Origin of the sequence: Lunatimonas lonarensis (assembly GCF_000390185.1) — a bacterium.
GTDB lineage: Bacteria > Bacteroidota > Bacteroidia > Cytophagales > Cyclobacteriaceae > Lunatimonas > Lunatimonas lonarensis.
Genome location: NZ_AQHR01000001.1, coordinates 1 through 14,745 on the forward strand (window position 1 = coordinate 1; position 14,745 = coordinate 14,745).

A 14,745-nucleotide genomic window follows, 5' to 3' on the forward strand; every position below is an offset into this window, starting at 1 on the left:
CAGGTTTAGCTATATTGAATGTGTGAGTTTTTAAGCAGACCCTACATAGACGCAGGGATTTTCCATACCCTAAAAATAAAAAAACCGCTTAGAATATCTAAGCGGCTGTATGTGGGCCCAGCTGGGCTCGAACCAGCGACCTCCTGATTATGAGTCAGAAGCTCTAACCAACTGAGCTATAGGCCCAAATTATCTATCTTAAGCTACCTCCTGCCCCTATCGTCCCGATAGCTATCTGGAGGATAGTCAGAATCGCTAACCACCGGAGTCCGAATTGATATCTGGAACCCTTGACATTTTTTAGCTGTCATCCTATGGCAACACCTTGCTTTTGGGACTGCAATGTTACATATTTGGATTTAATTTAACAACTTCAACACGTATGAAAAACATTCCGGATATTAAATTTTTAATCTTTGATCTAGGCAATGTTATTTACGACATCGACTATTCCTTAACGTTCAACAAGTTATACAGCAAGCTACCTGAGGACCTTCACGAACACGCGAGACAGTTTATGGTTTCCAACACCCATTTTCAACTTGAAATGGGCAAAATAACCGAATCTGAATTTAGGGACGGGGTCAGAGACTATTTCGGCCAAAATTGGCAAGACGAATGGATAGACGAAGTTTGGAACGCTCTCTTAGTGGATATACCCAATGAACGACTTGAGCTGCTGGCCAAACTCAAATCGGATTATGGAATTTATATGCTCAGCAACACCAACTCGATCCACTTCAAAGTAGTGGACGAGTTGTTTGCAAAACGGTTGGGGTCGGCTTGGCCAGCACTGTTCGACAAACTGTTTTTGAGTCACGAAATGGGATTACGAAAACCCGATAAAGCCATTTATCAAGCCGTATTGGACGAAATTGGCGGAAAGCCAGAGGAATGCCTGTTCTTCGATGACCTCGAAGCTAACCTGGAGGGAGCCAGGAGCCTTGGTATTCAGACCCATCACATCACCCATCCGAAGGCATTGATTGAGTTTTTTGAAAATGTATAGTCCAAAGGAGTATGCAAAGCATAGCCTCCTCTTTTTACTGACCTTGCTAGCCACAACGCTGGCAGGTGGAGAATGGCTATTCGGACGCAGTATATTGTCATCGGAACGCCCGCTGACCTGGGAGTATTTTCTTCTTTCCCTAGAGTTTTCGATACCCTTCATCGGTATTCTTTTGATCCATGAACTCGGTCACCTGTTTGCATCGATCTATTACCGAGTTAGGGCATCACTACCCTATTTCATTCCGGGTTGGTTAGGCTTTCTGGGGGCACCTTCGATTGGTACCTTTGGTGCCATCATCCAAATGAAGGACCGGGTCAGCAGTAGACGGATATTTTTTGATGTAGGGATAGCCGGACCTCTAGCAGGCTTTGTATTGGCCTTCGGTGTACTAATTTATGGATTTATCCACCTTCCGGACGGGGATTTTATATACGAAATCCACCCCGAATACTTGGATCCTACGTTTGACCCTGATAATCAGGAAGGAGTTATGGATCTCAAGCTGGGCTACAACCTACTATTTTGGCTACTGGAAAAAACCTTAGCAGATCCCGAAAAAATGCCCAATATGTCCGAAGTCATTCATTATCCATACTTGTTTGCCGGTTATTTGGCACTATTCTTTACCGCGCTGAACCTATTGCCTATCGGGCAGCTGGATGGAGGACATGTGGTATTTGGCCTATTCCCCAAGCACCATAGAAGCATCTCCTTCAGTGCCTATACGATTTTTATATTCTTCGCTGGATTGGGGGTGGTATCTCCCTTTGAGGAGTTTGGGTACCTGTTGGTTGCTCTGCCGCTTTATGTGGGCTTCGTGTTTATCTGCTATTCCAAGTCCGGCCTTCCCACCACTAACAAGCTGATGATCGCTTTACTCATTGTCGCTTTGCAGTATTCCCTTGTCAGTTTCTTCCCCAAATTAGAGGGATACAGCGGTTGGTTGTTCTTTGCTTTCTTACTGGGAAGAATCCTCGGCATTCAGCACCCATCGGTGGCCGACAATAGACCCTTGAGCGCCACCCAAAAATTACTGGGCTGGATAGCTATTCTGATATTTATACTCTGTTTTATTCCACAGCCTTTTATCATCAAATAAACGGGCTGTGGAAACGCCTATTCTTCTTCCAAGGATCTGTAGGCCAAAATGCCGCCAAGTACGTTTCGCACCTTTTCGAATCCCTTTGCCATCAAAAAATTCTTTGCATTCCCACTCCGTGCACCAGACCGGCAATGTATGATTATTTCTTTGCCCTTGTAAGCTTCCAATTCATCGAGTTTGTCAGGAAGCTCCCCCAAAGGTATATTCAATGCACCAAGGTTATCATCTTCATACTCATACTCCTCGCGCACATCCAAAAAAAGGAATTCTTCGTTGCGGGAAAGGCGGGCTTTCAATTCTCCTACGGTAATATCTTCCATTGGTCTATTTTATAATCAATCGAATGGATGTCCATCGATTTTGTGAAAGAATGCGAACAAGGTACAAACCCCGTTGCCGATTTACAAAACTAATCAAATTACCCTGTTCGGTCGATTCTATCGGTACATTAATTTCCCTTCCCTGAAAATCAAACACCCGAATTTCATCTGCCCTGCCCAGCAAAACGACATTATCTGAATTAGAGGGATTGGGGTAGAGGAGAAACGCTGCCTCCGCATCACCCGGAACCACCGGAAACGGAGGATTGGACGAAACATGGGGACGTATCATCAGGCTGCCCCGCACGGTTTCGTTTTGCTCCCATTCACCATATACGTTAAAGAACACCTCATCACCGGTGTCCGATGCTTTATCCAACCCAACATGGACAAAATCATTGGTAAACTGGGTGAAACCGACATAAAAGTTTCCAGCTATCCGAACGTTGGTATCTATTGGGAAATACGCAAATTCATTGGGTGCCTGCCATTCGGGAATCACCACATCCTGCCGAAATACAGCATTGCGGCCAAGGGAATCCCAGACCGATAACTCAACCACTGTTCCCCGCTGTAGAAAGTTGGTAAAATTAATGCTCACTCCCGTTACAAAGGCCGGTGCTGGGGCTTGGTACCGGACAGCCAGCATACCTGATGTTTGATTGATTCCCGCAGCGTATTCTGCGGAACCGTCATCGTATGCAATAAAGTCCCGTAGGGGCGTAATTGTCCGGACGGTATCATTTATCCGGAAATCAACAGATGGCTCAAAGATCGTATCCCTACCAACCACTTGGGCTACTTTAAAACCATCACCCGTAGATAAATATACGGTCGTCTCCAAATCAAACCCTTCGGCAAGTTGTAAATCCAAACCTGCAAACGGGGCACTGAAGAAATCCCGCCTCTCCCGCGCTAGTGGCACGGGAATTAGGGGCGTATTGGCATTAAGCTCCCTCAGCAATAAATTGGTTTGGGCATCCCTAAGGGTAACTGTATATTCCATGGCCCGAAACCGATTACTCAGGTTATTAAATTGAGCGGCGATTCTCACGGGATCCTGTGTGGCGGAAGCGCCAAACCAAAAATAGGGATAGGCAGCATAGCGCCCTAGGGGACTGTTGGGTAGCTGGGTAAGTGCCCTATCTTCGAAAAACAAATCAGAAGCTTGCCGACCTTTATTCAAATAAACATAATCGACCAGCCAAGTATCATAAGGCCCGGACAACCGTCCTACATACTGAAAACGAAACCGGAACGCGCCGTGTAAAAACGGTTCTCCAACCTGTATAATCTCCTGAACAAACACATTAGGATTCAGTTCATAGCCGCCCGACTGCTCCCAAACTACAATCCACTCACCAGAACTGTTCAGAAACTGGAGCTCCAATTGATCAGTCGCGTCCGGCATTTCACCTTTACCACCTGCCTGCCAGAAAAAGCTCAAAAAAACCGTTTGCCGCTCCGAAGGTGTCAATGTGGAGAGATTGATGGGAAGCGAGGTAAGCCGATCGCCTTCCCCGTTTGCCAGGCGGTCACGGGAATAGGGGTTTCCCACCTCATCTACGCCATCCAAATAAACTGCCCCAACCGAGGGGGGATTAATACCCATAGATGCGGAACGATTTACGCCCCGATTTTCCCACAGATGCCGGTTGAGGGTATCTGCTGAAAAATCATCCCAAAAAGGCAAATTCAGCACCTCTGCTGCCTGCCTTGCGTAGGGTTGATTCATGCCGTCGGTCGAAGGAGCCTCCGAAGCATTCACTAGCGGAAGCTGTTGGATCTGACCCATGACTGGCATGGCAACACCCACAGCTAGGATAAAAAATAGGGTAACCGCTATGACCCTGTCAACGATCATCAAAAATTTATTGAATCGTCCAAAATCGACACCCATATATCTACCAACTCTCCGGTTTTAGCCACCACACCATCAGGTGGCAGCTGCCGAATAACCGTCCCTTTCGGAACAGTATCTGTCTTTACGTAATTGATCCTACCGAGCCGCAGACCCGATCCTACGATCAAAAACTCGGCCTCTATATCGTCCATGCCGATCAGATTCGGCATATCGAGGCTTTGATTGCCATAGCCATCCCCTACTACCAAATCGATCTGGGAGCCTTTGGGAATCTCAAAGCCCTCCCTGATATCCCTACCTCTGTATTTTTGTTCCAACACGACGTTCATGCCAATATCGGGCACATAGATAATTTCTCCCCGCACCAGCCCATAATTTGCCAATATCTCCTGGGCGTTTTTCAGCGGGGTATTCACCAAGCTGGGCATTTTGATCAGAGGCGGATTCTCGGCATTTAGTGTCACGTATATTTTACGGTCGTGCTTTACCTTAGCCCCCGGCTTTGGGTTTTGTTTTAACACCGAAAGCGGCTTGGCATCGGCCACAAATCCACTGTCCAGCGTAATCTCGTAGCGCAAATCGCGGGAGGAAAGAAAACCGGTCAATTCGGAATAGTGGATACCCTCCAAGTCAGGAACGGTTACCGTTTCCCCATGATTGGTGTAGTTCGGTAGATAAATGTTAAAAAAAAGAAACAACAGTATCATCAATATACCGAGCATCATGCCCACATGAATGCCCAGCTTCTTCAATCCTTTTCCAATTCCTTCCATAACAGGTTTTATAGACAATGCAATCAAACGTAAAGCTAACCAATTTTTAGCTCCAAAGGTAGTCAGCTACCCAACAAAGCTCGTCTGCATTTAGGCCACTCACGAAAAAGCGAACGTTCAAACCGGCTAGTTTATTATCAGCTTTTTGGTAACCGCAAAAAACCTACTGCTTATTTGGACGATGTAAACTCCTTTCGAAAACTTGACCGTGTCGAAGGTGTAGGTTTGGTTTAGGGTATGGGGCTTCACCGCCTCCAAAACCACTTTTCCGTCTGGCGAAATAACGCGGATAACTACCTCTTCAAACTCCGAAAAGTTGAAGGCTAACTGAAAACGCTCCCTTGCCGGATTTGGAAATAAAGCGGTATTGTTCAACCCTGGATCTACAGGGTTCGGGTTATCGGAAAGAAATAATTCCAAATCATCCAGAAACAATGAGGCCCCAGGTGCACCCTGATCACTTACCTTAAAATACACCCTTACGTTGTCCTGGCCCGTAAAGGGAGAAAAATTGATGAACTCCCTCCGGTTGAGTTCGGGACTAGCAACGCTTGGCGGTTGTCCAGATTCGCCGGTATTTAACGCCCCTCCCTCCGTTCGCCATACCGAGGTGCCGGTAACTCCCCCGTCTGTACTTACCCATACTTCAAAGGCCAACTCCGAAGAAGTAGAAAAACCTGCTCCAGACCAAACGAAAAACAAGCCAGCCCGGTCGGTGCCACTTAGATCAAAGACAGGCGAGGCAAACCAATAAGAATCCCCCCGTTCGATCGCCGTAAGACCCAGAAAGTTATTGCCTGAGGCTGCTTCCGATAAAACCCGCCATGAAGAAAAATTTCGTTCCGGGTTGATCCTTATCCATCGCCCAAGCGCCTCGGTACGGTCAAAGTCTTGCCGCCAAGGCACCGCGATAGAAGAACTGTCCTGCACGATATGCCAACGAAGGTTGCTGCTATTCCTTCCATTCTGGTCAAAATTGGGCCGATAAATCCGGTAGTCTATTCGGTTTTGCCCAAAACGATAAAAGTCAGGCAATTCCAATGGCCTTGATTCCCCAATACCTAATCCAAAATCAGTAATCAAAAGCGTGGTGACCTCAGAGGAACGACCGTTCATAAAAACATCTACCAAAAACCCCTCTATAGGTAGGTTACCAGTGTTTTCGATCACTACTTCATCCACCTCCTGCAACCCAGCGGTTATTGGCAACGGACTGGTCTTTTTCGCTATGCGAAAGTTGTACCGATATACCTCTTGGTCGTGCAAAGCCAAGTTCTTGACGAAAATGTTGTTGCCAAAACCGTTTACGGATAGCAGCGCAACCCGTACACTTTCGTTGCCCGCATAGGCGCTAAGGTCTACTACCTCCTTTCTGAACTGGTCTCTTCTGCTTGGGAAAAACTCGATGAACGTCCGAGGCTGGGTGGCGAGCGAATCGTCCCGTCTATTGTACAAGTAGTCCATCGCATCAAAGGTGTTGCCACAATCCAATGATACGGCTACCATCAAACCATCCTGAAACTGGTCGCTGTCAAAGGGTGCAAAAGCCAGGTCGAAAGAAAGCTGAGGATTGTCGATACCTACCAGGCTGAATACCGGACTTATCAAATAATCCACCTCACCCTGAAGGTTATAATTGAAGCCATTGAGAAATACCGCCTCCTCAGAGACTCCGTCCAAAGACAGCATGATGGGAGCCCAGGTAATGAGATTATCGGGATTAAATATATCCCAACGCTCCAAACCTTCCTCTGATTGTAGGAACGGCAGCCCTGTAGTCGAGGCTATGGAAGGCATGGAATTCAAATAGTTGTTAAAGGGGTCTTCATCCTCGCCTCCATTAACTGTCAGTATTTCGGCCTCAAAGAAATTGAACGAGGAAGTAAGGACTATCGGGTCAAAAAAGAGGGTATCGCTTGTACCAACAGACAGAAACAAATCAAAAGAACGGGTTTGTAGTACCTGATCGTTGAGACGAATCTGCACTTCCGCCTGTTCGACCAGATTCTCCCCCACATTGGATACCACGATTTTCGGAACTACCTCTTCCGAGCAGATAAAACGAAAAGGATCGATGATTTTGTCCAACTGAAGGTTGTTCTGAAGCAATTCCGGCTCCTGTAAACCACGGCTGGTCAACAGCGAATTCCTTCGTGGGCTAAAGGCCAACACGGTATTCATACGTTCTATTTGTCCTTGGGTAAACAGGTTCATGCATACGTCGGAGGTATAATCCATGAAGTTCTGAAACATATCCACGGAGCTACAGCTGGATCTGGGATGGGGCGGGCAGCCTACCGTAAAGAAGCCCTGTTCCGGGGTGTCATCCACAAAATCATCTATGCCACAACCACCATCTCCCCATATGTGCCTTAAGCCAAAAAAATGGCCGACTTCATGGGTGGCAGTTCGTCCTCTTGATACCGGCAGTGCATTACCTCCTACGCCAAAATACCGATAGTCAATAGTCACGCCATCGGTCATTCGGGTTGGTGGAGGAAAATTCAGGCCAGGAAGGTTACTTGCCACGGGGAAACTTGCATACCCGATATTGGGAGATTGTAACGGCAACACCCACAGATTCAAGTATTCTTCCGCAGGCCAATAGGCCAGTTCGCTGATTTGGGCGTTGAAACCAAGCGGATAAGAATCACGGGGTCCACGCACCCGGTTAATCCCGTTGGTGGGCATCCCGCTTGGATCCTGTTTGGCCAAAACAAATTCTATCCTGGGATCGCCAGCAACGCTTACAAACTCAGGAGGGGTATCTACTGCGTCGGGGTTCAACCTTCTAAAGTCTTGATTAAGAATTTCAATCTGGGAAAAAACCTGGGCATCCGGAATATTGGCTTCCACTCCCACGGGTGTTCCAGTGTGGATAATATGGACTACAACAGGGATCCTACGGATTTCGCTATCCTCCATCTGCCGAAGTCGGCTACCGGTGGCCGCCACCTCCTTTTTCTTTCGTGCCAGCCAGGATTCAAAATACTCCTTAGACCCAAACACCCCCAGTTCCCGTTCCTGAAGCTGCTCCATAAACACTGCTCCGCATTTTTCATCGTGAACATGTAGGGAGGAGTGGTCGGTTACGTCAACCGCTTGCTGGGCAGAGGCCGAAAAACCAGCCGTAAACACAAAAACCCAAGCTACAGCCAACGGCATTACTTGGGTAAAAAAAGATAACCAGCGGCTGCAATCCCTAGGCCACTTCAACATTTACTGCCTCTACTTTCACAATTTCGGGTATGGCCTTTTTGATGGCTTCCTCCACTCCGGCTTTGAGCGTCATAGAGGACATGGGGCAGGAACTGCAGGTTCCGGTTAGTTCCAACCTCAGCACCATTTCCTCCGTGAGGTCGACAACTTTCACGTTCCCTCCATCTGCCTCCAAGTACGGACGTATGGTATCCAATGCCGCCTCAATCTGATCTTTAAATTGATCTAACATGCTTTTCAATTTTTAATCTGAACCACTTCTGTCTTGTTTTTCTCCGCATTTCGGATCGCAATCTGCCTGGCCACACTTTCTGCCAATGACTGAAAAGCATCCGAGGTAACCCCTTCTTTAAGTACAGCAGGGAACCCACTGTCACCGCTTTCCCGGATACCCTGCACGATGGGCACCTCGCCAAGAAAAGGCACATCAAACCGTTGGGCCAATCGCTTGCCGCCGTCCTTTCCAAACAAATAATACTTGTTGTCAGGCAATTCCTCGGGGGTAAAATAGGCCATGTTTTCGATCACTCCCAATACCGGCACGTTGATCTGCGGTTGTTGGAACATGGTTAGCCCCTTAGTCGCATCCGCAAGGGCCACTTTTTGAGGTGTTGTTACGATAACCGCACCCGTTACTGGGACGGTCTGCACCATGGTCAAGTGAATATCGGATGTTCCTGGGGGAAGATCCAACAGTAAGTAGTCCAACTCACCCCAGGCTACGTCTCCGATAAACTGCTTCAACGCGGAACTCGCCATTGGCCCTCTCCATACCACGGCACTCTCCGCTGGCGTAAGAAAACCTATCGACATCAATTTAACACCATACTGTTCGATAGGCACGATGATGTTTTTGCCATCTTCATTTTTCACCGCCGGCTGCTCGCCCTCCACATTAAACATGGTTGGTACAGATGGGCCGAAAATATCGGCATCTATCAACCCAACCTTTGCACCGGTCTGCGCTAAAGCGACTGCCAAGTTTGCCGCACAGGTCGACTTACCCACGCCTCCTTTACCGGAAGCAATGGCCACAATATTCTTCACACCTGGAAGCAACGGAGTATTGCTACGGGATGTCGTTACATTGGAAGTCATAAAAATATCCAATTCCGGAAGATCGTCAAATGCCTTTTCCAGTGCCTGAACGCATTCGCTCCGGATCATTTCCTTTAGAGGGCAGGCCGGCGTAGTAAGAACGACTTTGAACGAAACACGTGCAGGATCAACTTTAAGATCCTGAATCATGCCGAGTGACACCAAGTCCTTTTTTAGGTCAGGATCCTGGACGGTGGAAAGCACTTGCAAAATATTCTCTTCTGTAAGAACCATGGTACGATAAACGAAATTTTACGCAATTTAGTCTGAATAAACCTTTAATTAAAATTTTTCATGGGGAGTATCCCGGAGCAATGTAGGCAATCCTTCCAATAGACTCTTACCCGTATCCTCCGAGCCTGTGACTTGAAGCACAACAACACCGCTCACTACACAACCCCTAAAATCCAAAATTGGTTTTTCATGCGCGCACTCGGCATTTGCAGTCTAAAGCACCCTTCACCAAGGCAGCCTCTCCGCACCGCTCGATAGCATGAGTTCTCCCCCTTAGAGAATAATTTTGTGTATATTTGCAATTACCTAATTGATCCCTTTATATGAGCTTTAGTAATCACACCACCGAATCCGTTCGCGAACGGGCAGATATAGAGGAAGTCGTGGGCGATTACGTTCAGCTAAAAAAAAAGGGGCAGAATCTTTGGGCCTGTTGCCCCTTTCACAACGAAAAAAGCCCCTCTTTTTCAGTTTCCCCCAGCAAGCAAATCTATAAGTGCTTCGGCTGTGGCAAAGCCGGTGATGCCATACAGTTCGTCATGGACATAGAGGGCATTGGATTTGCCGAGGCGATCAAGCACCTAGCACAAAAGTATGGGATTGAGATTGAAGAAGAGCATGCCCAAACGCCCGAGCAAAAAAGGGCCCTTTCAGAAAAAGAAAGGCTTTTTTTGCTGCTTAATTACGCGAAGGAGCACTTCTCGCTCAATCTTGCTACCGAAGAGGGAAAAAGTATAGGCCTATCCTATTTTAGGGAACGGGGGTTTAACCAGCAGATCATTGAGAAATTTGATCTGGGCTATTCGATGGATAGCTGGGATCACCTGGCCAATGCTGCCCAAACTGCCGGGTTCACGCCTGAAGAGCTGACCAAAGCAGGACTGATCCTGGCACGGGAAAACCAACCGGGGAGCTTTTATGACCGCTTTCGGGGCCGTGTTATGTTCACCATTCATAACGTGGGCGGAAAACCGATTGCCTTTGGTGCCAGAACCCTAAAAAAGGACAAGAACCAGCCCAAATACATCAACTCCCCGGAAACCGCGGTCTACCACAAAAGCGACAGCCTCTACGGTATTTATCAGGCCAAAAAAGCAATCAAGGCAAAGGATAATTGCTTTCTCGTAGAAGGATATACCGACGTACTGTCCTTGCATATAGCCGGTATAGAAAACGTAGTAGCGTCTTCGGGCACTTCTCTTACCGAAAATCAGATCCAGCTTATCAAGCGGTTTACCGATCACGTCACTGTGCTGTATGATGGTGACGCTGCGGGAATAAAGGCGTCCCTGCGTGGCATAGATATGTTGTTGGAAGGAGGCCTGACCGTTAAGGCAGTGGTATTTCCAGAAGGGGAGGATCCGGATAGCTTTTCGCAGAAAGTAGGCGCTGATGCCTTCGGGGAGTATCTCAAATCCCACGCGCAGGATTTTATTAAGTTCAAAATCAGCCTAACCCAAGAAGAGGACAGAACAGACCCGATCAAAAAGGCCGAAACTGTAAGACAGATCGTACAGAGCATCGCGAAAATTCCCGATCCAATACTCCGCAACTTCTACATCAAGGAGACCTCCCGATCCATGGAACTGGAAGAGGAGCTCATCTTGATGGAGCTCAACAAAATCATCTTAAAGGCCCAGCAAAAGGGAAAGGAAACACCCCCAAATGCGACATCCGACTTCCCTGAGGATCTGTTGCCCATCGCACCAACCGATCCTAAACTTGATGGGCAAAGGCAGTTAATATCGCAGGAAAGGGAGGTTCTGAGGCTTCTGATCAACTACGGGATCGAAAAAATCGGTGAAGAGTTGCATGTGTGTGAGTACCTGATCGAAGAAACCAAGGAACTAAAATTCGAGACGCCGGTGTTTAAGCAGCTATTCGACGACTACAGGCAGGTCCTTCGGAAAGGAATACTACCCACTCCAGAATACCTCCTGAGCACTGCGGAAGGGGAAGGGAAGCGGGAGATAATCAATATGATCACCCAAAAATACGAACTATCCTCCCTTTGGGAGACAAGGTATCAAATATTTACTGCCAAAGAGGCGGATAATTTGGCGAAAACAGTCTACGACGGTGTTCTGCGTTTAAAGAAACGGGTATTGAAAAAAATGCTGCATGAACTATTGGAAAAAATTAAATCTGCTCCCGTGAACGAGGTGGAGGACTTGCAGCAGGTTTACATGGAGATCAAAAGATACCAAGTCGAAATAGACCGGCACCTAGGGACGGTCATATCCCATTGACTAGGAAATGGACCTGGATCAGGCGGCAAATGGTATCTATAGCAAAGCGAAAAAATGAAAGAAGAAATAAAGTTGGATCCTATAGAGGAAGCAATCGCCGCAATCAAAAACGGTGAGGTGATCATCGTGGTGGATGATGAAGACAGGGAAAACGAGGGTGATTTTATCTGCGCAGCGGAAAAAGTCACCCCTGAGATCATCAATTTTATGGCAACTCATGGCCGTGGACTTATCTGTGCGCCCCTTATCGAAGATCGTTGCGATGAATTGGGACTGGAAATGATGGTGACATCCAATACGGCTGTCTTTGAAACTCCCTTCACCGTGTCGGTAGACCTTATTGGGCATGGGTGTACTACGGGTATTTCTGCTAGTGATCGCGCCAAGACCATCCGGGCACTGGTAGATCCCAGCATTAAACCATCGGAACTTGGAAAACCGGGCCATATCTTCCCGCTGAAGGCAAAACGCGGCGGTGTATTGCGACGGACTGGGCATACAGAAGCTGCCATCGACCTAGCTAGGTTGGCGGGGCTAAAGCCGGCCGGTGTTCTCGTGGAAATAATGAATGAGGACGGTAGCATGGCGAGGCTACCGGATCTGATCGATGTGGCAAAAAAGTTTAATCTGAAACTGATTTCAATCAAAGATTTGATAGCCTATCGCCTTAAAAATGAATCCCTTATCAAGCGTGAAATAGGCGTCGATATGCCCACGGCTTGGGGGGATTTTGAGCTTATTGCCTACGAACAAACCAACACGCAGGAAATCCATATGGCCTTGATCAAAGGGAAGTGGGAAAAGGACGAAAAAGTACTGGTACGGGTTCACTCCTCCTGCGTAACAGGTGACATATTCGGCTCTTGCAGGTGCGACTGTGGCCCCCAACTGCACCGAGCCATGGAAATGGTGCAGGAGGCGGGCAAGGGCGTGGTTTTGTATATGAACCAAGAGGGGCGTGGCATAGGATTGGTCAATAAACTCAAGGCATATAAACTACAGGAAGAGGGCATGGATACCGTTCAGGCTAATTTGGCCTTGGGCTTTCCGATGGACAAACGGGACTATGGCGTTGGTGCCCAGATTCTCCGAGACCTTGGCATCTCCAAAATCCGCCTTATTTCCAATAATCCCACCAAACGAGCGGGGTTACTGGGCTATGGGCTGGAGATAGTGGACACAGTGCCGTTGGAAATTGCACCCAATCCACACAATGAGCGGTACCTACAAACGAAAAAAGATAAAATGGGCCATACGATCTTGCTGCGGGACAACACCAAGATTTAGAATGGGTTTTGAATTACACTAAAGTTGGTTTTTAGCTAATGTATCTAGTCCAAAGCGTGGGTGCTTCAACATTTGGCCAAAAAATTTCGTACTAGTTACAGAGACCAAAATCAAGTAAATTACCATGAAAAATATCCTAAATGTCTTTGTGATCTGCATGCTTGCCACTGTGGGGAGCTATGCACAGGAGTTTCCCTCTCAAATCTGGCATAACGGAAAGGTATTTCTGGAAAACGGTGCCCTCATCGAGGGAAAGGTAAAATACGACCTGGACAACAATATTGTCAGTATTGCCAACGAATCGGTAGAGACCTACGGTGCGGTTGCCGTTACCCGATTCGAAATTTTCGATGAATACTATGGCGGTATTCGGGTATTCTACTCCCTACCCTACGCTGCCACCTCTGACTACAAAGTACCGATGTTTTTTGAACTATTGGTTGAAGGTCAGGAGGTTACATTACTTTGTAGGGAGTTTATTACCGTCGATAACCGGGGAATGAACGGGATGGGCATGGGCGGCATGTACATGGGGCCGATGTGGGGCCCACCTATGATGGGGTTCAACCGACTGGCTTTCGATTATTACTTCTTGGCGGGCAACAATATTCAGAAGTACAGCCAGAAAAAGAGAGACCTCTTCGAACTTATGGACGACCGTTCTTCGGAGTTGCGGTTGTATATGAGAAAAAACAGGCTGTCGCATGACAAGCGCGGTGATTTACTTCGAATCACCTCCTATTACAACCAGTTAAAAAAACAAAATTCGTAAATGGATAAACCCCTTATTCTTGTTTCCAACGATGACGGCATAACCTCTCGTGGTATACGCGTATTGGTAGATATCATGAAAGACCTAGGAGACGTTGTGGTCGTTGCACCCGATAGTCCCCAGTCTGGTATGGGTCATGCCATCACCATTGGAAACACACTTCGGCTCTCCGAGGAGGAGCTTTTTCAGGATGTAGTCGCATATAAGTCAAGTGGCACTCCCGCCGACTGCGTCAAACTGGCCAAACACTATGTGTTGAAGGACAGAAAACCTGACTTGGTGGTGAGCGGCATTAACCACGGAAGTAACACATCCATCAGTGTCCTGTATTCAGGGACGATGTCGGCAGCCATTGAAGGAGCCATAGAGGGTCTTCCTTCCATTGGATTCAGCTTATGCGACTACAGTACGAAAGCCGATTTTTCCCATGTGGAGGATTTTGTCAAGTCCATTGCCGAACAGGTACTTTATAACGGGATACCCAAAGGAGTGGCCCTGAACGTCAACTTTCCTCCCAAGCGAAATGAACCCATCAAGGGCATCAAAATTTGCCGGCAGGCCAGGGCAAAGTGGCAGGAAGATTTCGACGAACGGTATGACCCAAATGGGCAAAAATATTTTTGGATGGCTGGAAATTTCGTGAATTTCGATAAGGGAGAAGACAATGATGAGTGGGCAATCGCCAATAATTTCGTGTCTGTGGTTCCCTGTCAATTTGACCTAACGGCACATCACGCAATTTCCCAAATCAACAACGACTGGGATTGGGAACAGTTGAAAAACCTTTGAAAAAAAAAGAGGCTTTCTTCCGTATA

Annotated in this window: 12 protein-coding genes and 1 tRNA gene; 6 read left to right on the plus strand and 7 right to left on the minus strand. The window is 47.4% G+C overall.

Annotated elements, in window-relative coordinates:
• Positions 1-112: 112 nt before the first annotated feature.
• Positions 113-186: transfer RNA gene (locus ADIS_RS00005), tRNA-Ile, on the minus strand.
• 196 nt (positions 187-382) lie between these two features.
• On the opposite strand from ADIS_RS00005, the gene ADIS_RS00010 reads away from it, so the two are divergent.
• Both ADIS_RS00010 and ADIS_RS00015 read left to right on the plus strand, forming a co-directional pair.
• Positions 383-1,009 carry an HAD family hydrolase gene (locus tag ADIS_RS00010; protein WP_010852156.1) on the plus strand — a complete coding sequence of 209 codons (627 nt, stop codon included), beginning with the start codon at positions 383-385 and terminating at the stop codon, positions 1,007-1,009.
• Complete coding sequence (locus ADIS_RS00015) at positions 1,002-2,111, plus strand: site-2 protease family protein (RefSeq protein WP_010852157.1); 1,110 nt, start codon at positions 1,002-1,004, stop codon at positions 2,109-2,111. The genes ADIS_RS00010 and ADIS_RS00015 overlap by 8 nt, the downstream gene beginning before the upstream one ends.
• 17 nt (positions 2,112-2,128) lie before the next feature.
• Here ADIS_RS00015 and ADIS_RS00020 read toward each other — a convergent pair whose 3' ends face one another.
• The 6 genes from ADIS_RS00020 to ADIS_RS00045 all read right to left on the minus strand — a co-directional run bounded on the left by ADIS_RS00020 (position 2,129) and on the right by ADIS_RS00045 (position 9,622).
• On the minus strand, positions 2,129-2,434 hold the full coding sequence (locus ADIS_RS00020; protein WP_010852158.1) for a rhodanese-like domain-containing protein: 306 nt from the start codon (positions 2,432-2,434) through the stop codon (positions 2,129-2,131).
• 4 nt (positions 2,435-2,438) lie between these two features.
• Positions 2,439-4,298 (minus strand): T9SS type A sorting domain-containing protein, encoded by a 1,860-nt coding sequence (locus ADIS_RS00025; protein ID WP_010852159.1) that lies wholly within the window; start codon positions 4,296-4,298, stop codon positions 2,439-2,441.
• Positions 4,298-5,071, minus strand: a complete 774-nt coding sequence (locus tag ADIS_RS00030) for a PASTA domain-containing protein (RefSeq protein ID WP_010852160.1) — start codon at positions 5,069-5,071, stop codon at positions 4,298-4,300. Before ADIS_RS00030 ends, ADIS_RS00025 begins: the two co-directional genes overlap by 1 nt.
• Before the next feature lie 126 nt (positions 5,072-5,197).
• Positions 5,198-8,236 carry a M43 family zinc metalloprotease gene (locus ADIS_RS00035; RefSeq protein ID WP_010852161.1) on the minus strand — a complete coding sequence of 1,013 codons (3,039 nt, stop codon included), beginning with the start codon at positions 8,234-8,236 and terminating at the stop codon, positions 5,198-5,200.
• 37 nt (positions 8,237-8,273) lie between these two features.
• Complete coding sequence (locus ADIS_RS00040) at positions 8,274-8,522, minus strand: NifU family protein (RefSeq protein ID WP_010852162.1); 249 nt, start codon at positions 8,520-8,522, stop codon at positions 8,274-8,276.
• Positions 8,523-8,527: 5 nt separating this feature from the next.
• Positions 8,528-9,622, minus strand: a complete 1,095-nt coding sequence (locus ADIS_RS00045) for an Mrp/NBP35 family ATP-binding protein (RefSeq protein ID WP_010852163.1) — start codon at positions 9,620-9,622, stop codon at positions 8,528-8,530.
• Between the two features lie 323 nt (positions 9,623-9,945).
• Here ADIS_RS00045 and dnaG point away from each other — a divergent pair, with 323 nt between their 5' ends.
• The 4 genes from dnaG (at position 9,946) to surE (ending at position 14,719) form a co-directional block, all read left to right on the plus strand.
• Positions 9,946-11,871, plus strand: a complete 1,926-nt coding sequence (gene dnaG / locus ADIS_RS00050) for a DNA primase (protein WP_010852165.1) — start codon at positions 9,946-9,948, stop codon at positions 11,869-11,871.
• Between the two features lie 54 nt (positions 11,872-11,925).
• Positions 11,926-13,158 (plus strand): bifunctional 3,4-dihydroxy-2-butanone-4-phosphate synthase/GTP cyclohydrolase II, encoded by a 1,233-nt coding sequence (locus tag ADIS_RS00055; protein ID WP_010852166.1) that lies wholly within the window; start codon positions 11,926-11,928, stop codon positions 13,156-13,158.
• A gap of 124 nt (positions 13,159-13,282) precedes the next feature.
• Entirely contained in the window at positions 13,283-13,930 is a 648-nt protein-coding gene (locus ADIS_RS00060) for a hypothetical protein (RefSeq protein ID WP_010852167.1), read from the plus strand.
• The gene (gene surE / locus ADIS_RS00065; RefSeq protein ID WP_010852168.1) at positions 13,931-14,719 is read left to right on the plus strand and encodes a 5'/3'-nucleotidase SurE; all 789 of its coding nucleotides are present in this window, start codon (positions 13,931-13,933) and stop codon (positions 14,717-14,719) included.
• Positions 14,720-14,745 lie beyond the last annotated feature (26 nt).

Bases quoted from the DNA above. Each gene is read 5' to 3' on its own strand.
- ADIS_RS00010 (WP_010852156.1), top strand. From the start codon at position 383: ATGAAAAACATTCCGGATATTAAATTTTTAATCTTTGATCTAGGCAAT.
- ADIS_RS00015 (WP_010852157.1), top strand. From the start codon at position 1,002: ATGTATAGTCCAAAGGAGTATGCAAAGCATAGCCTCCTCTTTTTACTG.
- ADIS_RS00020 (WP_010852158.1), bottom strand. From the start codon at position 2,434: ATGGAAGATATTACCGTAGGAGAATTGAAAGCCCGCCTTTCCCGCAAC.
- ADIS_RS00025 (WP_010852159.1), bottom strand. From the start codon at position 4,298: ATGATCGTTGACAGGGTCATAGCGGTTACCCTATTTTTTATCCTAGCT.
- ADIS_RS00030 (WP_010852160.1), bottom strand. From the start codon at position 5,071: ATGGAAGGAATTGGAAAAGGATTGAAGAAGCTGGGCATTCATGTGGGC.
- ADIS_RS00035 (WP_010852161.1), bottom strand. From the start codon at position 8,236: ATGCCGTTGGCTGTAGCTTGGGTTTTTGTGTTTACGGCTGGTTTTTCG.
- ADIS_RS00040 (WP_010852162.1), bottom strand. From the start codon at position 8,522: ATGTTAGATCAATTTAAAGATCAGATTGAGGCGGCATTGGATACCATA.
- ADIS_RS00045 (WP_010852163.1), bottom strand. From the start codon at position 9,622: ATGGTTCTTACAGAAGAGAATATTTTGCAAGTGCTTTCCACCGTCCAG.
- dnaG (WP_010852165.1), top strand. From the start codon at position 9,946: ATGAGCTTTAGTAATCACACCACCGAATCCGTTCGCGAACGGGCAGAT.
- ADIS_RS00055 (WP_010852166.1), top strand. From the start codon at position 11,926: ATGAAAGAAGAAATAAAGTTGGATCCTATAGAGGAAGCAATCGCCGCA.
- ADIS_RS00060 (WP_010852167.1), top strand. From the start codon at position 13,283: ATGAAAAATATCCTAAATGTCTTTGTGATCTGCATGCTTGCCACTGTG.
- surE (WP_010852168.1), top strand. From the start codon at position 13,931: ATGGATAAACCCCTTATTCTTGTTTCCAACGATGACGGCATAACCTCT.